General features: G+C 48.4%; 20 protein-coding genes. All 20 read right to left on the bottom strand.

Features of this window, described 5'->3' with window-relative positions; all coding sequences use genetic code 11:
* Positions 1-14: 14 nt before the first annotated feature.
* The 20 genes from rimP to flhA all read right to left on the bottom strand — a co-directional run bounded on the left by rimP (position 15) and on the right by flhA (position 22,639).
* A complete protein-coding gene (gene rimP / locus KNO65_RS07650) occupies positions 15-491 on the bottom strand; it encodes a ribosome maturation factor RimP (RefSeq protein ID WP_193343250.1) in 477 nt (158 codons plus the stop codon).
* 113 nt (positions 492-604) lie between these two features.
* Positions 605-4,897, bottom strand: a complete 4,293-nt coding sequence (locus KNO65_RS07645; protein ID WP_214782970.1) for a PolC-type DNA polymerase III — start codon at positions 4,895-4,897, stop codon at positions 605-607.
* Between the two features lie 70 nt (positions 4,898-4,967).
* Entirely contained in the window at positions 4,968-6,668 is a 1,701-nt protein-coding gene (locus KNO65_RS07640; protein ID WP_214691278.1) for a proline--tRNA ligase, read from the bottom strand.
* Positions 6,669-6,700: 32 nt separating this feature from the next.
* Positions 6,701-7,951 carry an RIP metalloprotease RseP gene (gene rseP / locus KNO65_RS07635; protein WP_015881422.1) on the bottom strand — a complete coding sequence of 417 codons (1,251 nt, stop codon included), beginning with the start codon at positions 7,949-7,951 and terminating at the stop codon, positions 6,701-6,703.
* Positions 7,952-7,954: 3 nt separating this feature from the next.
* Positions 7,955-9,112, bottom strand: a complete 1,158-nt coding sequence (gene dxr / locus KNO65_RS07630; RefSeq protein WP_196430551.1) for a 1-deoxy-D-xylulose-5-phosphate reductoisomerase — start codon at positions 9,110-9,112, stop codon at positions 7,955-7,957.
* Positions 9,113-9,126: 14 nt separating this feature from the next.
* On the bottom strand, positions 9,127-9,924 hold the full coding sequence (locus KNO65_RS07625; RefSeq protein ID WP_159562101.1) for a phosphatidate cytidylyltransferase: 798 nt from the start codon (positions 9,922-9,924) through the stop codon (positions 9,127-9,129).
* A gap of 1 nt (position 9,925) precedes the next feature.
* Positions 9,926-10,663, bottom strand: coding sequence for an undecaprenyl pyrophosphate synthase (locus KNO65_RS07620; RefSeq protein ID WP_214782967.1), 738 nt, complete (start codon positions 10,661-10,663; stop codon positions 9,926-9,928).
* 84 nt (positions 10,664-10,747) lie between these two features.
* A complete protein-coding gene (gene frr, locus KNO65_RS07615; RefSeq protein WP_031421698.1) occupies positions 10,748-11,308 on the bottom strand; it encodes a ribosome recycling factor in 561 nt (186 codons plus the stop codon).
* The gene (gene pyrH, locus KNO65_RS07610; RefSeq protein WP_015881417.1) at positions 11,305-12,030 is read right to left on the bottom strand and encodes a UMP kinase; all 726 of its coding nucleotides are present in this window, start codon (positions 12,028-12,030) and stop codon (positions 11,305-11,307) included. The genes frr and pyrH overlap by 4 nt, the downstream gene beginning before the upstream one ends.
* Before the next feature lie 110 nt (positions 12,031-12,140).
* Positions 12,141-13,022: a translation elongation factor Ts gene (gene tsf, locus KNO65_RS07605; RefSeq protein WP_078146717.1), complete on the bottom strand. Its 882-nt coding sequence runs from the start codon at positions 13,020-13,022 to the stop codon at positions 12,141-12,143.
* Positions 13,023-13,139: 117 nt separating this feature from the next.
* The gene (gene rpsB / locus KNO65_RS07600; RefSeq protein ID WP_015881415.1) at positions 13,140-13,880 is read right to left on the bottom strand and encodes a 30S ribosomal protein S2; all 741 of its coding nucleotides are present in this window, start codon (positions 13,878-13,880) and stop codon (positions 13,140-13,142) included.
* Positions 13,881-14,032: 152 nt separating this feature from the next.
* Positions 14,033-14,425 (bottom strand): hypothetical protein, encoded by a 393-nt coding sequence (locus KNO65_RS07595; RefSeq protein WP_214782964.1) that lies wholly within the window; start codon positions 14,423-14,425, stop codon positions 14,033-14,035.
* A 12-nt stretch (positions 14,426-14,437) separates the two neighbouring features.
* The gene (locus KNO65_RS07590; RefSeq protein ID WP_159562099.1) at positions 14,438-15,208 is read right to left on the bottom strand and encodes a FliA/WhiG family RNA polymerase sigma factor; all 771 of its coding nucleotides are present in this window, start codon (positions 15,206-15,208) and stop codon (positions 14,438-14,440) included.
* Positions 15,209-15,220: 12 nt separating this feature from the next.
* Positions 15,221-15,706: a chemotaxis protein CheD gene (locus KNO65_RS07585; protein WP_031421691.1), complete on the bottom strand. Its 486-nt coding sequence runs from the start codon at positions 15,704-15,706 to the stop codon at positions 15,221-15,223.
* Positions 15,699-16,298, bottom strand: coding sequence for a chemotaxis protein CheC (locus KNO65_RS07580; protein WP_015881411.1), 600 nt, complete (start codon positions 16,296-16,298; stop codon positions 15,699-15,701). The genes KNO65_RS07585 and KNO65_RS07580 overlap by 8 nt, the downstream gene beginning before the upstream one ends.
* Positions 16,288-16,719, bottom strand: a complete 432-nt coding sequence (locus KNO65_RS07575) for a chemotaxis protein CheW (RefSeq protein ID WP_015881410.1) — start codon at positions 16,717-16,719, stop codon at positions 16,288-16,290. The genes KNO65_RS07580 and KNO65_RS07575 overlap by 11 nt, the downstream gene beginning before the upstream one ends.
* Before the next feature lie 12 nt (positions 16,720-16,731).
* Positions 16,732-18,723 (bottom strand): chemotaxis protein CheA, encoded by a 1,992-nt coding sequence (locus tag KNO65_RS07570; protein WP_214782961.1) that lies wholly within the window; start codon positions 18,721-18,723, stop codon positions 16,732-16,734.
* A gap of 19 nt (positions 18,724-18,742) precedes the next feature.
* Positions 18,743-19,582, bottom strand: a complete 840-nt coding sequence (locus tag KNO65_RS07565) for a MinD/ParA family protein (RefSeq protein WP_074037232.1) — start codon at positions 19,580-19,582, stop codon at positions 18,743-18,745.
* A complete protein-coding gene (locus KNO65_RS07560; RefSeq protein WP_214782958.1) occupies positions 19,561-20,616 on the bottom strand; it encodes a flagellar biosynthesis protein FlhF in 1,056 nt (351 codons plus the stop codon). Before KNO65_RS07560 ends, KNO65_RS07565 begins: the two co-directional genes overlap by 22 nt.
* 1 nt (position 20,617) lies before the next feature.
* Positions 20,618-22,639, bottom strand: a complete 2,022-nt coding sequence (flhA, locus tag KNO65_RS07555) for a flagellar biosynthesis protein FlhA (protein WP_256440172.1) — start codon at positions 22,637-22,639, stop codon at positions 20,618-20,620.
* Positions 22,640-22,652 lie beyond the last annotated feature (13 nt).

The following is a 22,652-nucleotide window of genomic DNA, read 5'->3' as shown; positions in this document are numbered from 1 at the left end:
CTTCTTCCCTCTCCTTAACTAAACGTGACCGCTAAGCGGGCTTGTGCAATTTTGTCAACCGGTAGCGATACCGCTTTTTTTCTTGTCTTGATGCGTGTCTCGATCACGACCGTTTCCCCATCATATGCCGTCAAAATTCCTTCAAACTCTTTGGCACCATCGATCGGAGCGAACGTTTTCATGTAGACATTTTTGCCTACCGCACGTTCAAAATCGCTCGGCTTTTTCAGCGGACGCTCCGCACCAGGACTCGAGACATCAAGATAATAAGCCTGTTCAATCGGATCGGTTTCGTTTAGTTTTTCCGAGAGCTGTTCATTGATATTGACGCAATCGTCCAAATCGACGCCCCCCGGCTTATCGATATAGACGCGCAAGAACCAGTCTGGACCTTCCTTAACAAATTCCACATCGACCAATTCCATGTTTTCTCGTTCTACGATCGGCAATGCAATCGATTCAACGACTTCTGTTATTTTGGACACTCTCATCCCTCCTTCTGGCTTTTACATACAAGAAAGGAGTAGGGTTCCCTACTCCTTTCCGTCGTAGTATCCAACTTTGTTCGATACTAATATATCATATTTTCCCGATAAATCGCAACTTACACCCCAAAATCAAAGAATGAGAGTTGGTTCTCATCAGGCAGACCTTCGAGACATTTCATCGTATCGAGTGTCTCGATGACCGTTTTCGAAAGTTTCGCACGTTTCCGCAAATCTTCTTTCGAAAGGAACTGTCCTTCTTCCCTTGCTTCGACAATCGCTTTTGCCGCATTCGTTCCCAGTCCATCGACCGCGTTGAAAGGTGGAATCAGCGTATTGTCTTCAATCAAGAACTCTGTCGCACTCGACCGATACAAGTCGATGTTTTGGAACTTCATTCCCCGCTCGAGCATTTCGAGCGCAAGTTCGAGGACCGTGTGTAGCCCTTTATCCTTCGCTGTCGCATCGAACCCTTTTTCTCGAATATCCGACATCGCCTTACGAACGGCCTGGGGACCTTTGATCATCGCGGATAAGTCAAAATCTCCCGCTCGAACGGTAAAGTACGTCGCATAGTACAGAATCGGATGATGTACTTTAAAGTATGCAATCCGGACCGCCATTAACACGTAGGCAGTCGCGTGTGCTTTCGGGAACATGTACTTGATTTTCTTACAAGACGAGATATACCATTCCGGCACGTCATTCTCTCGCATCTCGGACTCCATCTCTTCCGTAAGCCCTTTCCCTTTCCGGACGGATTCCATGATTTTAAAGGCGAATGACGGTTCGAGGCCCGCGTAAATCAGATAGACCATGATGTCATCTCGACAACCAATCACATCCTTCAGTTCGCACGTCCCGTTATAAATCAATTCGTTCGCGTTCCCGAGCCAGACGTCTGTTCCGTGGGATAGACCGGAAATTTGAACGAGCTCCGAGAACGTCGACGGTTTTGTCTCTTCAAGCATCTGACGAACGAATTTCGTCCCGAATTCTGGAATCCCGAGCGTCCCGGTTTTCGATTCAATCTGTTCTGGTGTCACCCCAAGCACTTCTGGTGAAGAAAAAATCTTCATGACTGTCGGGTCATCTGTCGGAATCGTCTTTGGATCGATACCAGACAAATCCTGTAACATCCGGATGACGGTCGGGTCATCATGCCCGAGAATATCAAGTTTCAATAAGTTGTCATGGATGGAGTGGAAGTCGAAGTGAGTCGTCTTCCATTCAGACGAATTGTCATCCGCCGGATATTGAATCGGGGAGATATCCGCGATGTCCATATAGTCCGGTACGACGATGATACCCCCTGGGTGTTGCCCCGTCGTCCTTTTTACACCGGTGACCCCAGAAACGAGACGGTCGACTTCGGCGTTCCGATAAATCTTATCGTTCTCGGTTGCATAGCCTTTCACGTATCCATAAGCCGTTTTGTCGGCAATCGTTCCGATTGTCCCGGCACGATAGACGTATTCTTCTCCGAACAGTACTTTTGTATAGGCGTGGGCATGCGGTTGATATTCACCTGAGAAGTTCAAGTCGATATCCGGTACTTTGTCCCCTTTGAAACCAAGGAATGTCTCGAACGGAATATCATGACCGTCTTTTTTGTACCACGTGCCGCACTCCGGACACTCCTTGTCTGGCAAGTCATACCCCGAACCGACCGATCCGTCATTAAAGAAATGTGAGTGCTGACAGTTCGGACAGACGTAGTGAGGCGGTAGCGGGTTGACTTCGGTGATTTCCGTCATCGTTGCGACGAGACTCGACCCGACCGACCCCCGCGAACCGACCAGATATCCATCATCGAGTGATTTTTTAACGAGTTTATGCGAAATCAAATAAATGACGGCGAACCCGTGACCGATAATCGATTTGAGCTCTTTCTCAAGACGCGCCTCCACGATTTCAGGCAACTCGTCTCCATAGATGGAGCGAGCCATGTCGTAGCTCATATTCCGAACCTCATCATCTGCCCCTTCAATTTTAGGTGTGTACAAATCATCCGGGATGATTTGAATCGACTCAATCTGATCGGCGATTGCATTCGGATTCGTGATGACGATTTCACGCGCTAAATCGTCACCTAAAAACTTGAACTCTTCCATCATTTCTTTTGTCGTCCGGAAGTGCGCATGTGGTAATTCCTTACGTGTATTGATGAAGTTTGCCCCACCTTGTGTACGAATCAAGATTTCGCGATAAGACCGGTCCGACCGATCTAGATAGTGCACATTCCCTGTCGCACAAACCGGTAACTCGGCCTTCTCGGCGACACGAATGATGCGCTTAATGATTTCGCGGAGTTCTAATTCATTCGTCACAATCTCTTTATCAATCAAATGGTGGTAGAGTGCCGGGGGATGAATCTCGATAAAGTCATAAAATGACATCATCTTCTCGAGTTCATCATCCGACTTGTTCAAGGCGGCGTCAAAAATCTCCCCGTTATCACAAGCCGAACCAATCAATAATCCTTCTCGCCGTTTCACAAGCTCGGAACGTGGAATGCGTGCCATCCGATACAAGTAATCGATGTGAGATAAGGAGATGAGCTCGTATAAATGACGAAGTCCTGGCTTTTTGTTTTTCGCGTAGATGGTCGCATGGAACGGACGAATCTTCGATACATCACTGCCGACTTTCGCGTTCAACGAGCGATGTGTCGTCATTTCGAACATCTGCTTAGCGAGATCGAGTAACTTCATGAGCAAATACGCCGTTGCTTCCGCATCGTAAATGGCACGGTGATGTTGTGTCAGTTCGATATCGAATCGCTTCGCGAGTGTATTGAGTCGATGATTCTTCAACGTCGGCATCAACGTTCGAGCAAGTTCGAGCGTGTCGATGACCGGGTAATCGTCCGGTTCATGCCCACCACTACGGAGTGTCGCCTCGAGGAAGCCCATGTCGAATGACGCGTTATGGGCAACGAGAATGCTGTCGCCACACCACTCGACGAACTGTTTCGTGATTACTTCCGGGTCCGGTTGACCTTGGACCATGTCATCCGTGATCCCTGTCAATTCGATGGTGGTCGCTGACAAGGCATGTTTCGGGTCGGCGAACGCTTCAAACCGGTCAATGATTTCTCCGTCCTTGATTTTAACCCCAGCGAGTTCGATGATTTTATTGTAGACGGCAGAAAGTCCCGTTGTCTCGACGTCGAAGACGACGTATGTCGCATCATCCAATGCCACATCGGTCGCATGATAAGCGACAGGGACACCATCGTTGACGACGTTCGCCTCGACTCCGTATAACACTTTGATATCATTTTTCTTCCCGGCGTAATAGGCTTCCGGGAACGCCTGAACTCCAGCATGGTCGGTAATGGCAATGGCACGGTGTCCCCATTTTGCGGCACGAGCGACGAGCGACGAGACATTTGTGACGGCATCCATTTGGCTCATCTGCGTATGCGCGTGAAGTTCGACGCGTTTCTCACCTTCCCATTCGTCACGTGGTGGTTCTACTTTTACTTCTTGAAGTTGAGATGCCATCATACATAGTTCGCGCATAAACGAATCATCTTCGACCCGACCGGCCGTTTGAATCCACATCCCTTTTTTGACGGCACTAAGCATACGGTCGTCATCGTCATCGCGTGCAAATACCTTCACAATCAATGAGTCTGTGTAATCCGTCATCTTGAACGTGAATAGTTTCTTACCACTCTTCAACTCTTTGCGCTCTGCTGAGAAGACGAGCCCACGAATCGCGACACGTCGTTCTTCCTCGATAATCGTCTTGATTGGGACAATCTCATCTTTAATGAGCGCACCCATCCGGATTTCTGTAATCGGTTCGTCGTTCGTTTCTGTTGCCTTGGCGAATTGGGCAGCCAGTGCCATTTTCGCTTGTTCGATATCTTCTTGAACGACCTGTTCGCGAAGGGCTTGATTTGCCTCAGCGTCTTCCGAAAATTGAGCCTGACACGGTTTTTTCGTGAACCCATAGGCACTATAGAGCGCCTGTACTTCTTGACAGAGCTCTTTGTCCACATAACTCGCCTCAGGTGCGGAACGCACCGGAATCATAAGTTTGTTCTGCTCGAATCGTGGCGAAACGGAGCCGAAATAACTGCGCATCGCGCCAGATACTTGGCTCAACTCGCTGACGATTCGTGGCCAATAGTCGATATAGTCTTGTTCGCTCCCACCCGCTACTGTCGAGAACCGAGCGTACACCTCATCCGCAAACGTTGCATAACGACTTTCTAGTCGACTCATGAACAATTGATGCACGTCGTATGGCAATACTGCTGGAAATGAAAAATAGAACGTCCACGTCCGTCGCTTCTTATTGACGACGAGTCGTGAGAGTTCGGCCTGATCAAACAGGTCCGTCTCGGTCGTGATCCCAAGGTCACTTAATAATAATTGCATCTTTTGATTTGCTTCCACGGGTCCGTCTTTCCCCCTTTATGCCAATTCGACAAATGAAGGTGACCGCTTCCGCTGTCACCTTCATCCATTAATGAACTTCGCTAAATTTTGAAGCGATGACTTCTTTCAATTCATCGATTGATGTTTCAATCACTTCACCTGTTGCACGTACTTTCACTTCAACGATGCCTTCGCCAGCTTTTTTCCCGACGTTCACGCGAATCGGGAGTCCGATCAAATCTGCATCGGCAAACTTGACGCCCGCACGTTCTTTCCGGTCGTCGAACAAGATATCGTATGTTTGACCGAGCTCTTCATAAAGACGGTTCGCCAACTCGACTTGCGTCTCATCTTTTGCGTTGATTGCAATCAAATGGAGATCGAACGGCGCTACGTTACGTGGCCAAATGATTCCACGGTCGTCGTGATGTTGTTCGACGATGGCTGAAAGTGTGCGTGACACCCCAATGCCGTAGCAACCCATGATGAGTGGTTCGGCACGCCCCTCTTCGTTGAGGAATGTCGCACCCATCGCTTCTGAATATCGTGTTCCGAGTTTAAATACTTGTCCCACTTCAATCCCACGAGCAAAACGAACCGGACCGGACTCATCCGGTGCCAAATCGCCTTCGACAACGAAACGTAAATCGTGGTATGTCATCTCGGCAAGGTCGCGCGCAGCATTTACACCCGTATAGTGTGTGTTCGCCTCGTTAGCACCACAGACAGCATCCACTAAGTATTTGACCGCATAGTCGGCAACGACTTTGACCGGAGCGTTAATAGGTCCGAGTGTACCTGGTGCACAGTTGAACAACTCAACGATTTTCGCTTCTTCTTCAAGTTGAATGTCGAGTCCACCGAGTGCGTTCTTCACTTTGACTTCATTCGCTTCGTGGTCGCCACGAACGATTGCCATGACAGTTTCGCCATCCACGTTAAACAAGACAGATTTGATTGTCGTCTTCGGATCCACATTCAAGAATGCCGCCACGTCCTCAATCGTACGATTTTCTTCCGTGTTCACTTTTTCGAGGGGACGAACGTCAGCTTGTTGCATCTCATAACGGTCGAGCGTTTCGGCCATCTCGATGTTCGCCGCATAGTTCGACGTGTCCGTGTAGACAATTGTATCTTCACCAATATCCGCAAGCGCTTGGAATTCATGCGTGTCTTTCCCGCCGATTGCCCCAGAGTCTGCGACGACCGGACGATACTTCAGTCCTGTACGGTCGAAGATACGTGAGTAGGCATTATACATGTTGGTATATTCTTCATCTAAGTCTTCTTGTGTCGCGTGGAATGAATAGGCGTCTTTCATCAAGAATTCGCGTCCGCGCAGCAATCCAAAACGTGGTCGACGCTCATCACGATACTTCGTTTGAATCTGGTACAAGTTCATCGGTAGTTTTTTATACGAGTTGAGCTCGTCTCGGACGATCGATGTAATCAATTCTTCGTGTGTCGCACCGAGTGCGAAGCGACGGTCATGACGGTCCGTCAAGCGCATCAACTCAGGACCGTAAATACCCCATCGTCCTGTCTCTTCCCAAAGTTCTGCCGGTTGGATGGCAGGCATCAATAGCTCTTGAGCTCCGGCACGATTCATCTCTTCACGGATGATCGTTTGGATGTTGTGTAACACTTTATGTCCGAGTGGAAGATAAGAATAAATTCCTGCCGCATTTTGACGGATGAATCCTCCACGGACGAGGAGTTGATGGCTGACCGCTTCCGCGTCAGCCGGCACTTCTCTCAATGTAGGCATGAGCAATCTAGATTGTTTCATACAGTTCAACGTTTCCCTTCTCTACAAACAGCTTATTTAAAGAATGATTGAATGTCGTTCCAAGTGACAATCAACATTAAAATCATCAAGAGTGCGAATCCGATAAAGTGGACGAATCCTTCCTTTTTCGGATCGATCGGACGTCCGCGTACCGCTTCGAACAAGAGGAAAATCAAACGTCCTCCGTCTAACGCTGGCAATGGGAGCAAGTTGAAGATGGCAAGGTTGACGGAGAGAAGCGCTGTCCAATTCAACAGCATGATCAAACCGCTCGCCGCTACTTCATCTGTCATCCGTACAATCCCGACCGGACCTGCTAGTTGATCGACACCGACTTGTCCTGTCACCAAATCACCGACCGCAGAGAAGATCAGCGTCGACATCGTCCATGTCGTTTCCGCCCCCGTCGTCACGGCTTTGACCGGTGATCGTTCGAGCGCGTTCGTGACACCAAGAATCCCGACCGTCTCTCCGTTTTGTTCGACTGCTTGTGGTGTAAGGGTGACAGTTGCTTCCTCTCCATCACGGACATACGTGACTTCCGTAGGGGTGTCCGCGCGGTCTTCTAAAGCAGATCGCAAGTCGAGCCAATCGGTAATCGGCTCGCCTTCAATCGAGACGATTTCATCCCCACTCATCAAACCAGCCTCATCAGCGGCTGAATCCGGTTGAACCGTACCAATTTGACCATCGTTCGTTGGGGTTCCTTGAACGAGCCCAACAATGATGAGCAAGATGAACGCCAAGACAAAGTTCATCGCCGGACCGGCTGCGATGGCCAAGACACGCTTCCAAACCGACTGGGCCCCAAACGTTCGATCATACGGTGCAATTTGAATTTCCATCCCTTGGTCGACAAGGAGTGTGTCTCGCTCTAATGAATAGACCCGCACTTCCTCATCGATGAGAAGTTGAACTTTCAACTCATGTGTCGAATCGAACTTATCGACGGTTCCGACGACATGGACATCTGTAGCCGTGTCCGGTTGGAAGTAGACACGATCGACCGTCCCCTGTTCAGTGAGACGAAGTCCGACATGCTGACCCGCTCGGACTTCAATCGGTTCAAAATCTTCTCCGGCCATTTTGACGTAGCCACCGATTGGTAAAAGACGAATGGTATAGAGCGTTTCATTTTTACGGAATGAAACAATTTTTGGACCGAATCCGATTGCAAACTCGTGACAGAGAATGCCTGCCCGTTTCGCCATGACGAGGTGTCCCCATTCGTGTACCGAAATGAGAACGCCAAACATCAAAACGATGGCGATAAAAGTCGTCATGATTTATTCCCCACCTTCAATTCCTTGCTGAATCTGTTGACGTACTGCTTGGTCAACTTCTAGAATTTGCGCGAGCGTCGGCTCGGCAATGACCTCATGTCGAGCCATCGCTTCTTCGACGAGTCGTTCAATCTCTAAAAACGTGATCTGACCGTTCAAGAATAGGTCCACTGCCACTTCATTGGCTGCATTCAAGACGGTTGGCATGGAACCACCGGCTCTTCCTGCTTCGAACGCTAACCGGAGTGCCGGGTAACGATTGAAATCAGCCTCTTCAAAATGCAGCTTTCCGATTTCCTTCAAGTTTAACCGCTTATTCCCCTCGATTTCAAGCCGCTTCGGTCCCGATAGCGCATAAAGGATCGGACCGCGCATATCCGGGTTTCCAAGCTGGGCCATCACGGCAGCATCTTTAAATTCGACCATCGAATGAATAATCGATTCTCGATGCAAGATGACTTCAATATCATTATAATCGATATCGAACAGCCAGTGTGCCTCGATGACTTCTAAGCCTTTGTTGAACATCGTCGCCGAATCGATTGTGATTTTTGCTCCCATTGACCAGTTCGGATGATTCAGTGCGTCTTCAACAGTCACATCAGCCAGCTCATCACGTGAACGATCACGGAAACTACCGCCTGAAGCCGTTAGAATAATCTTTGATACATCTTCTCTTCGTTCCCCGTTCAAACATTGATAAATCGCGGAGTGTTCACTGTCGACAGGCAATAGGTTGACCCCATGTTCTTTCACGGCCGCTTTGACAAGATGTCCTGCGGTAACGAGTGTTTCCTTGTTGGCGAGTGCAATATCTTTCCCTGCTTGAATCGCCGCAAGCGTCGGTTCGAGTCCAACTGCTCCAACGACTGCCGTCACGACGATGTCAGCCCGTTCTGCCGTCGCACACTCCTTCAGCCCCTCCGGTCCAATAAAATAGAGAGGTTCATATGTAAGACGTGGCTTCAACTGCTCGAGTACTTCGATACTCGTTGCCGACACATATTTTGGTCTAAGTCGATTGATCCATTCCGTGGCGACATCGACGTTCGTTCCGAACGCATACGCCTCAAGTTCAAACAGGTCGGGGTGCTGTTCGATGACGTCACAAGTTTGAACGCCAATCGAACCAGTCCCACCAATTAAGCTAATTCGCTTCATTTCGACACTCCTTTTTAAAGCAGATTAAACACCCAAATGACGGTAAAGACCGCAATCATACTATCAAACCGGTCTAAAATGCCACCATGTCCTGGTAACAGGTGACCCGAATCTTTGACTCCATACTGGCGCTTATAAGCAGACTGCACCAAATCTCCGAGCTGTCCGACTACCGCCACGACAATTGCTAAAATGACGACCTCAATTATCGGCAAGATCGGATCAATCCAGACGAAGATGATACCGAGTACAATCGCAGACACAATGCCCCCAATCGCCCCTTCAATCGTCTTGTTCGGACTAATCGATGGCCATAATTTGGCTTTCCCGAATGCCTTTCCGGTAAAATATGCTCCCGAGTCCGTCGCCCAAATCATAAACAAGATTAGCAACACTTTCGATAGACCGTCCTCAGAGAGCCGGACTAACGCAAAACTAGAGAAACCGACGACCAAATAGACCGCTGAGACGAAGTAAAAACTAGCGTCTTCATACGTGAATCGATTTTTCGTGACCACTGTCCAAAACAGCAACAACACGAGCCCTAAGACGAGCCATTGTTCAATCGAGAACGGAAGTTCATCCGTGACAACCTGATTCTCAATCAATAATAAGAGGAATGGGAACGCCACGAGGAGCGCTGTCACCAAGAACGGAAACGCCAACAGCTTATGCTGTCGCATCAACGTGAATTCACTCAATCCGATGAGTGCTAAAATCCCCATCAATGAAACAAATGCATTTCCTCCAAGCGCAATTACCGTGATGAAGATGGCTCCTGCCCATAGTCCTGTAATAATACGTGTCTTCATGTTACACCCCACCAAAACGTCGCGTGCGCGCGTTGTATGATTCAATCGCTTCTACAAAATGCTCACGCTTAAATTCCGGCCACAATACTTCTGTGAAATGAAGTTCAGCATATGCGCTTTGCCATAATAAAAAGTTTGAGAGTCGTTGTTCCCCGCTCGTCCGAATAACGAGATCCACGTCTTGAACGTGTGTCATGAGTCGTTCACCAATCATACGGTCATCGATATCGTCTGGCTGAACCAAACCGGACTGAACGTCTCCTGCAATGCTGCGCATCGCTTGAACGAGCTCATCCCGTCCCCCATAGTTGAGTGCGAAGACAAGATTCAACCCTGTGTTCGCAACGGTCCGTTCTCTCGCCTCGTTAACGGCTTCTCGTGTCTCTCGTGGGAGTTTCGACGTATCTCCCGCAACGAGCACTCGTACATTCTGTTCGTGGAGTTCTTTCAAATCGGTCTCCAAAAACTGTTTCGGCAGTTTCATCAAGAATGAGACTTCCTCTTCCGGACGAGTCCAATTCTCTGTAGAGAACGCATAAAGCGTCAGAGACCGAATCCCGAGTTCTTGTGCTGTTCGTACCGTTTCCCGGATGGACTTCATCCCTTCCCGGTGACCCATGATGCGAGGGAGACCACGTTTTTTGGCCCAGCGTCCATTTCCATCCATAATGATGGCTACGTGCTCAGGAACACTTAACTCCGCCTCGATTTTCGTTTTAGGATTCACCCATTTAAACATTCTGTTATCCTCCTGATTGTATGAAAGAAGGACCCTCTCAGAAAAAGGGTCCCCACACAGCTTTTTGGTATACCACTTCCGTGATTACACTTCCATGATTTCTTTTTCTTTAATTGCTGCAGATTCATCAATCTTCTTGATATACGAATCCGTCAACGTTTGAACGTCATCTGCATATCCGCGGAGATCGTCTTCTGTTAACTCGCCATCTTTCTCGAGTTTCTTCAAGTTTTCATTTGCGTCACGACGAACGTTACGGACAGCGACTTTCGCTTCTTCTGCGTATTTTTTCGTGACTTTAACTAATTCTTTACGACGTTCTTCCGTCAATGCAGGAATCGCCAAACGAATGACCGTACCGTCAGATGATGGAGACAAGCCGAGGTCTGCCTTTTGAATCGCTTTCTCTACTTCAGAAACCATTGACTTATCCCATGGTTGAATCAAAAGTAGGCGCGCTTCTGGTGTATTGATGTTTGCCACTTGATTGAGTGGTGTTGGGACACCATAGTAATCAACTTGGACAGGATCCAAAATCGATGCGCTGGCACGGCCAGTGCGAAGCGTTCCAAAATCACGTTTAAGTGAAGAATGCGCTTTTTCCATTTTTTCTTCAGCTGTTTTCAATACTTCTTTGACACTCATGAATTGACTCCTCCTACTACCGTCCCGATATGTTCCCCGAGAACGACACGTTTAATGTTACCTTCTTCAAGCAATGAGAATACAATCAATGGAATGTGGTTGTCCATACAAAGTGACGTTGCTGTCGAGTCCATGACTTGAAGTCCATCCTTTAAGACGTCAAGATAAGACAACGTATCGTACTTCACTGCCGTCGCGTCCAATTTCGGATCAGCTGAATAGACGCCATCCACATTGTTTTTACCCATTAAGATGACATCAGCTTCGATTTCAGCCGCACGGAGGGCAGCTGTCGTGTCCGTTGAGAAATATGGGTTTCCTGTGCCGGCCGCAAAGATAACCACGCGTCCTTTTTCAAGATGACGCATTGCGCGACGACGAATGTATGGTTCAGCAACTTGTCGCATTTCAATTGATGTTTGGACGCGCGTTTGGACACCGTACGTTTCAAGGCTATCTTGAAGAGCAAGTGAGTTCAATACAGTTGCGAGCATACCCATGTAATCTGCGTTTGCCCGATCCATCCCGAGTTCACTACCCGTCTTTCCACGCCAAATGTTTCCGGCACCTACAACAACGGCGACTTCTACACCCATCTCGATCAATTCTTTAATTTGACTTGAGATTGAGTTTACAATGTTAGGGTCGATCCCGTAACCTTGATCTCCAGCGAGCGCTTCTCCACTCAATTTTAACACAATTCGTTTATATTTCGGTTCCATAACTTTGCCTCCTCTTGCTTGAAAAAAGGGAACACGCTCCCTTAACGAACTAACTCAAGGTTATACAGACGTGTTCCCATTTTTAGTTGCATCACTGATTGTGACACAGATTATTTTTTAAGTTGGTTCATAACTTCTTCAGCAAAGTTCTCTTCACGTTTCTCCATACCTTCTCCTACTTCGAAGCGTACGAACGAGTTGATTTTTCCGCCTTTTGATTCTACGTACTTACCAACTTTGAAGTCGCTGTCTTTTACGAACGTTTGGTCAACGAGGCAGATTTCCTCGAAGTACTTGTTCATACGACCAGCAATCATCTTCTCAACGATGTTAGCAGGCTTGCCTTCGTTAAGTGCTTGCTCAGTCAAGACTTTCTTCTCGCGGTCGATTTCTTCAGCTGATACTTCATCGCGTGTCGCGTAAAGTGGACGTGCTGCAGCAACGTGCATTGCAACGTCTTTAGCAACTGTTTCGTCAGATGTGCCGTCGATTACAACGACTGACCCGATGCGACCACCCATGTGGAGGTACGTACCGAATACTGCATCGTCAGCTTTTTCAAGAACAGCTACACGACGGAGTGAGATTTTCTCTCCGATTGTCGAAGCTTCTTCTTGAATGTACGTTTCAAGTGTTTTACCTGCTTCGTACTCAGCCGCGAGTGCAGCTTCTGCAGTTGTTGCGCCTGATGCGAGTACTGCTTTTGCTACGTTGTTTACGAGTGTTTGGAACTTCTCGTTCTTCGCCACGAAGTCTGTTTCTGAGTTGATTTCGACGAGCACAGCTTTGTTGCCTTCAACTGCTACTGCTGTCAAACCTTCAGCGGCGATACGATCACCTTTTGCTGCTGCTTTAGCGATTCCTTTTTCGCGAAGGAAGTCGATTGCTGCTTGCATGTCACCGTCTGTTTCAACGAGTGCTTTTTTGCAATCAAGCATTCCTGCTCCTGTTTTTTCACGAAGTTCTTTTACCATTGCTGCTGTAACTGCCATCGGAAATTCCTCCTTGTAAAACTAACGAATTTTAAGAAAAAGCACAGGGCTTTTTGATTACATGTCCTAAAAAAAGGTGATAAAAGGCTTTCCCTTTATCACCTATTGTCTCACTGATTACTCAGCTTCTGTAGCTTCAGCTTCTGTCGCTACAGCTTCTTCAGCAACTTCTTCTTCACCTTGCTTCGCTTCGATGATTGCATCTGCCATCTTAGAAGTGAGCAATTTAACTGCACGAATTGCATCGTCGTTCGCTGGGATTACGTAGTCGATTTCGTCTGGGTCACAGTTTGTGTCGACAATCGCAACGATTGGGATGTTCAATTTGTGAGCTTCCGCAATTGCGATACGCTCTTTACGTGGGTCAACGATGAAGAGGGCGTCAGGCACACCAGGCATATCCTTGATTCCGCCGAGGAACTTCTCAAGACGAGTCATTTCTTTCTTCAAGATGATGACTTCTTTCTTAGGAAGTACTTCGAACGTGCCGTCTTCTTCCATTTTTTCGAGTTGCTTCAAGCGGTTGATACGCTTTTTGATTGTTGAGAAGTTAGTGAGTGTTCCACCCAACCAACGCTCGTTAATGAAGAACATTCCAGAACGGATTGCTTCCTCTTTGATTGTATCTTGAGCTTGTTTTTTCGTACCAACGAAGAGGACGTTTCCGCCTTCTGCCGCGAGTTCACGAACAAAGTTGTAAGCTTCGTCTACTTTTTTGACCGTCTTTTGAAGGTCGATGATGTAGATCCCGTTACGCTCTGTGAAGATGTATTTCGCCATTTTTGGGTTCCAACGGCGTGTTTGGTGACCGAAGTGTACACCAGCTTCAAGCAATTGCTTCATTGAAATTACTGCCATGATAAATTTCCTCCTTGTGGTTTAAAAAAGTCCTCCGCCTCGTTCATTGTTGTATTCCGACCTTACGGCACCGAGGAATATCATCCCGAGACGTGTGTGATGTGTTTAACACCGAGAATTACTATAGCATATGTCACGAAATCCGGCAACTCTCACTTTTTACGAAGTTTCGCATAAAGCGCAAGCTCGCCCTCGCCTTTTCCGAGGATACGGGCAGCGTCCCGCACGGAATGTCGCAACAAGACATCGTCCACGTCGATTGACGCGGACGGGGTCGTCTCTTCTGTCGCCTCTACGACCGTTTGGATGGACTCATTGACAGGGAGCGATGAAGCTTCTTCCTGTTGAACCACGTTCGAACGTTCAACGGGTTCTTGAACAACGAGGTCGTTCATCGACTCCATGAATGAAAGAAGCAACGTTTCGGTCTCTTGCTTCTCTCGTTCGAGCCGTTCGACTCGTTCCTGAAGCGCTTGGACTTGTCGGTAGCCGAATAAAAAACCGTAAGCAACCAAACAAGCTGTGATCACATATACAATATACACTTGTTCATCTCCTTACGATGTCTTTTCTTCTAAATAGGACCGACCGAGCGCGTGTTTTAATGTCTTCAACGCTTTGGAATGAATTTGCGAAATCCGTGATGTTGACAGTTCGAGCACTTCCCCAATCTCCGTCAACGTCAGTTCGTCAAAGTAAAACAAAGAGACGACGAGTCGTTCTTTTTCGGATAAATGGTCGACTTCTGCTGCCAGCACATCAATCAATTCGCGTTGCAACAACGTATCTTCTGGCTTTTCAGAATCCGGGTCGAAATACGTGACAGACATGACTTTTCCTTCTTCTTGCAACGTCACGGCCTCATCAATCGACAACATATTGGCAAAGTACCCTTCCGCCATCGTTCGTTCGATTTCTGCAATCGGTAAGTCGCATGCCGAAGCTAACTCGCTCTTCGTTGGAGCACGATGTAACGACTGTTCAAGCTGTTCTGCCACCTGATCGATTTTTTTCACTTTTTCTCGAACCGACCGAGGTAACCAATCCACTTTTCGTAAACCGTCGATAATGGCTCCACGAATCCGAAACGCAGCATACGTATCAAATTTATTATTGTGCTCTGGATCATATTTCATAAGGGCATCGTACAATCCCATGTAACCCAAACTTTTCAATTCGTCGCGTTCGACGCTCTTTGGAAGCGTCACGATCATCCGTTGTACGTGGTAGTGGATGAGAAACTCGTAATGTGCTAGTAATTCGTTTGCTGTATCCATATCACGGTCCATATTCCAGCGATCCCACAACTGTGTAAGATGAGTCGTCATGTCGATCCCCCCTTATAGTTCTTTCGTACCCACGCTCACCGTCCGAATCGATAAGACAGATGTTGCGACATCAAACTCGATTGTCCGCCCGTTATGTCCGCCACAATCTTCTGCCACGAGCGGAATACGATGGACTTTTAATGCTTGGCGGATGGCCTCGGCGTTTCGCTCACCGATTCGCATCGCCTCGTTCTCATATTTAAACTGAAACATCTGAGCGCCGCCTGCCATCTTTGCTTGAAGCCGTGTGGCCCCTTCTCGTTTCAATGAATGCACGAGTGTATCAATGGCTGTATCTGCGTATTTTCCTACTTCAATCGTCTGGTTCTTACGAGCAATCGTCGAGTCCGGCAACATGACATGTGCCATCGCTGCCAATTGGAGGCGGGTGTCATATAAAATGACACCCACACATGACCCGAGTCCGGCTGTACGTAACCGATTTGGTGCGGTCGTCTGCTTCCATTCGGCAATGCCGATTTTTAATACATCAGCCATTGCCAAGCAACCGTTCTTGAATCCGTTTGAGCGACCCATGTGTTGGTAGGAACAACACATGTCCTGCACTTACTTTTTGATCAATCATAAATGTCGTGTCGATATAGAGCGCCGCGTCTTCCTCAGGTTGTACAGACGTGACGACAAATTCAACAATCGAACCTGCCATATCGATGGCCGTTGCCGGCACTTGAATCATAATCGGTGTCTGTAACCAGTCACCTAGCGCTCGCGCATAAGCACCGCTCATAATATTCCCGACCTCTTCCCAAGCCGATTGGCCGAGCTCATCAAAAGAATCAAATGAATATGGCATCCCAATCAAGGTCGAAACCATTTGCTCGGCATCTTCCACGGCGAACAAAATGAGGATCATTCCACGAATATCACCATCTAATTCCAACAAGACCGAGGCAACATGTCGTTCCGGACCGCCGACTCGCTCTGGTAAATAGGTGATCGGTTCCATTTCGGCAGAAGACACGGTAATGTTCACCGGTTTCGAAAGCATTGCCGACAAGGCAGTCGCCGCATGTCCAGACCCTATATTTCCCAGTTCCTTTAACAGGTCTTGTTCAAACTCACTCAGCATACTGTTCCTCAAACAACGCATTCGCATCGAGTAAAGAGAAGAGTTTATCTTCTCCTTTTGCGATGGCTGTCAAATGTGCCGAGAGCATATCGCGGCTCGATTCCGGAATCGGTTCGATTCGTACTTCGTCGCTTTCCACGACCTCATTCGCACGGTCGACGATAAATCCGGCATCTCCTTGATTCAACGAGGCGATCAGGATGCGTGTCTCATCCGTTGGTTCGATTTCTTCGTAGCCGAGTCGCAAGCGAAGGTCGATGACCGGCGTGACGACACCACGAAGGTTGATGACCCCTTTCACATGTGACGGTGCGTTCGGCACTCGTGTGATCGGCTGAAGTCGCTCGATTGAACGGACCGACTGTACGTCGATCCCGTACGTATTTTCTTCAAGTGAAAAGACTACCCATTTCTGTTCCATCAATATTCCTCCTTAAAAGAGATCGTTACTATCTACGATAAGGGCGACGCGACCGTCACCAAGAATGGTCGCACCAGAGATAGCTGGAATCCCTTCAAGATACGTACCGAGCGGTTTCATGACAATTTCTTGTTGACCGATCAAATCGTTGACGACGACGCCGACGAGTTTGTTGCCTTTTCGAACGACGACGACCGGGAATTGCGACTTCGTCTCTGATTCGATGCCAAACATTTCTTTCATGTAGACGAGTGGGACCAGTTGACCACGGAAGTCGAAGACTCGCTCACGGTGTGCTGTCAAAATGTCCGCTTCATCAAGTAATGTCGTCTCAAGGATCGATGTCAATGGAATCGCATACGATTCCTCTCCCACTTGAACGAGCATCGCCGAGATGATAGAGAGGGTGAGCGGTAAGCTGACCTGGAACTTCGTGCCTTGTCCCCCAACCGTCTCTAGAGAAACGACCCCACCGAGTGACTCGATTTTATTTTTGACGACATCCAGTCCGACACCGCGTCCTGACAAGTCAGTGACCACGTCTGCCGTCGAGAAGCCCGGAGCAAAAATCAGCATCGCCAATTCGTTCTCAGACATCGTCGTCGCTTCTTCATCTGTGATCACGCCGCGCTCCAACGCTTTCGAACGAACCTTGTCGACGTTGATGCCGGCACCATCGTCCTCGATTTCAATGAAGACTCGGTTTCCGCCGTGATACGCACGGAGTGCAAGCATGCCCTGCTCCGGTTTTCCGGCTTGAAGACGTACTTCCGGACGTTCGATGCCGTGATCGATGGCGTTACGGATCAAGTGGACGAGCGGATCGCCAATTTCATCGATGACCGTGCGATCGAGTTCTGTTTCAGCACCTGAAATGTCCAACTGGACTTTTTTATGAATCTCTTTTGCGACCGAACGCACCATTCGTGGGAAGCGATTGAACACTTGTTCGATTGGCATCATCCGGAGGGTCAAGACGAGTGATTGTAACTCGTTCGTTCCCCGCTTGATTTTTTCGACCGTTTCATTCAATTCTGGTTGACCGACTTCGTCCGCCAGGCGCTCAAGGCGTCCACGGTCGATAATGAACTCTTCAAACAAGTTCATCAGACGATCAATTCGTTCTAAGTTGACGCGAATCGTTTTTGCTTGTGCTTGAGCGGCTACTTGCTCTTTCGTATCTTTCGCTTCTTCCTTGTCCGAGGTAGCTTGAACGACAGGTTCAGGTGCAATCGTCTCCGCTGTCACAGCGACTTCTGGCTCACTGACCGCTGTTTCTGTAAACGCATTGACTTCGACGCGCTCCACTTCCGATACTTGAGCGATGGCATGTTCAATCACTTCTGCCGTCTCTTGTGACAAGAATAAGACGTCGAACGACAAGTCAAATTGCTCTTGTTCGATTTCTTCTGTCTCCGGATGTGTGCTGACGACCTCACCTAGTTCTTGAAGGCGATCGAATACCATATACGCACGGGCCGCTTTCAAGACGACCGCGTCAGACAGTTTGACTGTGATTTGATACGCCTCAAAGCCTGTCTGTTTGGCTTGCTCGATGACCGAGGTCGTATATAAATCAATCTCAAACGTGCTCGTCTCTGAAGTTTTTTCGACTGCGACTTCTTTCCCACCGATGAAGGATTGGAATGCAGCGACCGTTTCTGATACATCCACGTTCGCGCCTTGTCCTCCGCTTTCGATGTCCGCAATCATGTCTTCCATCTGTTCCATGGCGATGAACATCGTATCCAACAAGAGTTGGTTACTTTCCTTTTTGCCGCCACGGACGAGGTCGAGCGCGCTCTCCATCTCATGTGTCAAGTTGGCAACGCGTTCGTACCCCATCGTCGAAGACATCCCTTTTAGCGTGTGTGCCGACCGGAAGATCTCCTGTACAACATCCGCCCCACCCGATTGTTCTAATTTAAGTAATTGTGTGTTGATTGATTGGATATGTTCTTGGGATTCATCTAAAAACAACCCTAAGTATTCATTCACGTCCATCTCATTTGCCTCCCTGTCGTTATACTCGGTTCCACTGTTTTCGTAAGTTCCCCATCAAACGGTCCATCAAGTGACGTGGTTTCGGAGGCGTACCCGTAAGCGTTGTCAAAATTCGTTCGAGGCGCCAGCTAATATCACTCTTTCGGTTGTATTGATAAAACGGGACTTGGGCGATGACTGCCTTTCTGACAGATGAGTCGTCTGGTAGAAAGCCGAGGAATCGAATCGTCTTATTTAAAAACTGTTTACATGCGACTTCCATCCGTTCGAAACATTGAAGGGCTTCCTCACCGGACTGGGCTCGGTTGACGATGACGCCAAGCGGTAAGTCCGGGTACTGATGGTGCACCAGTTTCGTATATGCATAACCGTCCATTAGCGAGGTAGGTTCTGGAGTCAAAATCAAGAACATCTCATCGCAACCCGCGATGAATTGGAGTGAGGTGTCCGTCGCTCCAGCCCCCATATCGAACAGGACATAATCATATTCGGTCAATACTTCGAGTTCTCGCATGAGAAATTGCATGTCATCATCTGAGAGATGGACGAGTTGGTCCTGCCCACTCCCTCCATGTAATATATCGACACCATATACATTTTTCTGAACAGCTGCAGCCAATGGAATACGAGCTTTGACGGTCTCGATCATCGTTCTGGACTTCATGGCATTCATCAAGATGTGCACATTGGCCATTCCGATGTCAAAGTCGACAATCAACACTCGTTTTCCGAGTTCAGCTAGGGCGATGGCCGTGTTTACACAGACGTTCGTCTTTCCGACCCCACCTTTCCCACTAGCAAAGGCGATTGTCGTCGGATGGGCAGCATTGATTGCTCTTAAACGCCTTGCTTGGTCCATCTTGCCCACCCTTCTTTCTCAAACAGTCGTTTCGTCAGTGCGTCCGCATGCCCCCGAATCAGATCGTCCGGCACTTCTTGGCCGTCTGTCATCCAGGCGACCGGAAGACCGCTCTTTTTCACCATGCGGTACATCGCGTGGATATCACTTGTCTCGTCCGCCTTCGTAAAAATGAGTGAGCTAAGAGGCAATGACTCGAATTGCGAATAGATCATATCCATGTCCTTCGTTTTGGATGTCAAACTCAAAACGAGCGAAAGGCTTGTTTCAGTGAAGTCGTGATGTTCATGAAACTGTTCGACGTAAGCCGGATCGCGGAAATTTCGTCCCGCCGTGTCGATTAGCACGATGTCTTTACGAGCAAACAATTGCTTGGCACGCTTGAAGTCATGAAAGTCATATGCCACTTCCACCGGAATACTCATGATTTCAGCATACGTCTTCAGCTGTTCGATGGCAGCGATTCGATACGTGTCGGTCGTGATCAATCCGACCGTTTTGCCTTCTGTCAGCTTGAAGTGCGCCGCAAGTTTGGCGAGCGTGGTCGTCTTGCCGACCCCCGTCGGTCCAACGACCATAACATATCGTTTAGCTTCAGGCGGTTCAATGAACGACGATTTGACTTGTTCGTAAACGAAACGTTCAGCTTCTTTTACAGATTTTGTCGTGTAGTATAGTTCGTTCAGCGTTTCCTCCCACGACTCATCCGCAAAGGATTCAGTCGAGAGCAGTGATTCGACGTGTTGCAACGAGGCGTGTAGTCTCGGTCCCGCTCCTCCGATCACACGTGGTGGCGTCTGCGTCACGACAGGTGGTGTTGGTGCTGTCCGAACAGGGACTGGCTGTCGTGGCTTTGTGACGACTTGCTCTTTTTCGAGGGCTGCGATGACCTCCACTTGCTTTGACGCAAAGAGACCGAACCATCCTGTCTTCACTTGTCGTGAGTTGAGGATGACCGCTTCGTCTCCGAGCTCTTGTTTCACTTTCGCCATCGCATCAGCCATGGTCTTCGCCGTAAACTTTTTAATCTGCATGTTAAATCACCCCAATACTTTTCACTTCGACGGAACTGAGTAATTCGTTATAAGCCAATACCGGCACATCTGGATAATACCGTTCGAGTAATTGACGAACGAACAGACGAATCGTTGGGGAACATAAAATCACAGCCGATGCCCCATATCGTTCAAACATCGACAGTTGTTCTCCAGTGCGTTCGATAATCTCTCGAGCTTGCTCTGGGTCGAGCGCCAAATAGTTCCCGAACTCCGTTTTTTGAACCGCATCTTGCACCGTCTGTTCCGTCTGTCCGCCGAGTGTCACGACGTAAAGGGGACCTTCAGGTGGTTTGACTTGATCGGTCAATTGACGGGACAACCCTTGTCGGCAATACTCTCCTAAGATTTCCGCATCTTTCGTCACTTTTCCGTAGTCTGCCATCGTTTCAAATAGAAGCGGCAAGTTTCGAATGGAAACACTTTCTTGGAGTAAGTGGCGCAACACTTTCTGAATTTCGCCAATCGAAAGGACTGACGGTGTCACGTCCTCTACGAGAACCGGATGCGTCTCTTTCAGGTGCTCGACGAGTTGTTTCGTCTCTTCCCGACCGAGTAAATCAGCCGCATGTTTCTTCAACGTCTCGGTCAAGTGAGTCGCGACAACAGAAGGCGGATCAACGACGGTATACCCGCTCATTTCTGCCCGAGTTCGTGTTTCTTCATCAATCCAAAGGGCAGGAAGACCGAATGCTGGTTCCGTTGTTTCAATTCCATATACCTCAGGGTCTTCGATGCCCGGGCTCATCGCCAAGTAATGATCCAGCAATAGCTCTCCCTCTGCAACGACGTTCCCTTTGACTTTGATTCGGTATGCGTTCGGTGATAACTGCAAGTGATCGCGAATCCGGACCGTCGGTAAGATGAAGCCAAGCTCGAGTGCGAGTTGACGACGAATCATGACAACGCGGTCTAACAAGTCACCGCCTTGAGACTCATCTGCAAGCGGAATCAAGCCATACCCGAATTCAAATTCAATCGAGTCAATCTGCAACAGCGAGACGACTGATTCTGTTGGCGCTGTCGATGGTTCCTCTTCGAGCATCGGCTCTTCCGTTGCCTGACGGATATTTCGACGCATCGTGTAGGCGCCGAAGAATGCCGTTCCGGCAATGATCATCGTCACAGGAAGTAGGGGCGGTGATACAAAACCAAGCATGAAGACAATCGACCCGGCGATATAAAGGAGTGATGGGTTTTGACCGAGCTGGTCGATTACGTCTTCCCCTAAGTTTCCATCCGAGACGGCACGGGTCACGATGATCCCGGTCGCGGTCGAAATCAAAAGTGCTGGGATTTGACTGACCAAGCCATCCCCGATTGTCATGAGTGAGAATGTTTGGAACGCTTCTCCAACTGGTAATCCCATTTGAACGACACCGATGATAATCCCGAAGATCAAGTTGATCGTAACGATGATAATACCAGCGATGGCATCTCCTTTAACGAACTTCGATGCCCCGTCCATTGATCCATAGAAGTCTGCCTCGCTTTGAATTTTACGGCGACGCATCTGGGCTTCTTTGTCGTCAATTAAACCAGAGTTCAAATCGGCATCGATGGCCATCTGTTTCCCCGGCATCGCATCGAGTGTGAAGCGAGCAGATACTTCCGATACACGCTCTGCTCCTTTCGTGATGACGACGAATTGAATGATGACAAGAATCAGAAAGACGACAAATCCGACAAGGACATTTCCACCGATGACGAAATCACCGAACGTCTCGATGACTTCCCCACCATAACCTTTAGATAGAATCGAACGGGTCGTCGATACGTTCAAACCAAGACGAAACAACGTCACAATCAATAAGAGAGAAGGGAATACGGAGAAGTCAAGTGCTTCCCGGGCATTCATCGCCACAAGTAGAATCATGATGGCGATCAAAATATTTACGATGATTAAAAAGTCTAATAAAAACCCCGGTAGCGGGATGATCAGCATGATGACAATCATCAACACACCAATCAAAATTGCAAAGTCTTTCGCTTTTACTGCCAACACATACTCCTCC

This window comes from Exiguobacterium sp. S3, from assembly GCF_018617295.1.
Lineage (GTDB): Bacteria > Bacillota > Bacilli > Exiguobacteriales > Exiguobacteriaceae > Exiguobacterium > Exiguobacterium profundum.
This window is presented reverse-complemented; position numbering and strand designations above follow the sequence as displayed.